Raw genomic sequence first — 611 nt, 5'->3', positions numbered from 1 at the left:
GCATTGTACCGTAAACACTAAAATTGAAGTAGAAGCAAAATGCCAAGCGTTGGGAATCCCTCTTAAATTGTTTGTTATGCTTGTGGTTCTGAAACCACAATACTGTCATTTGCCCTTATGTACATCAAATGCTTGTCGTAAAAGCCGTTTCTCACACAACCATGTTGCAACGCTTTTTTGTAGATTGAAGCCACAAATATATCGGCTACGCTAAAGTCGTTACCCACTGCAAATCCTGACTCACAACAGATCGATGTACTTAACTTTTCTAAGCACCGCATAATCCAGTCACCACGAAGTTCGCGCTTTGACGTCTCATCTAACTCTGGACGCATGAACCTTAATACTGTTCTGTTTTGGGGAGAGTGAATACTGGAGTTTACGTACTCACAAACTCTGCGAATGTGCGTTTTTTCATTGAGACTTTTGCCAAATAAGCCTGGAGTAGGAAATCGTTCTTCCAAATACTCAATAATTGCCATTGATTCAGAAAAAACCGAACCATCGATACAAAGAGATGGAACATATCCAAAAGGATTTATATCTAGGTATGTTGTCGTTAGTTCGTCAGAGCTGATCTCAATTCTATCGTAATGTATACCCTTAAAATT

At 39.3% G+C, this 611-nt stretch carries 1 protein-coding gene; it reads right to left on the bottom strand.

Annotated elements, in window-relative coordinates:
• Nucleotides 1–74: 74 nt before the first annotated feature.
• Nucleotides 75–611, bottom strand: a 537-nt coding sequence (locus AACW06_RS19930; protein WP_192076378.1) for a glutathione S-transferase family protein, incomplete at its 5' end; no start/stop codon positions are given.

The organism is Vibrio sp. S12_S33, assembly GCF_963889785.1.
Taxonomy (GTDB): domain Bacteria; phylum Pseudomonadota; class Gammaproteobacteria; order Enterobacterales; family Vibrionaceae; genus Vibrio; species Vibrio aestuarianus.
This window is presented reverse-complemented; position numbering and strand designations above follow the sequence as displayed.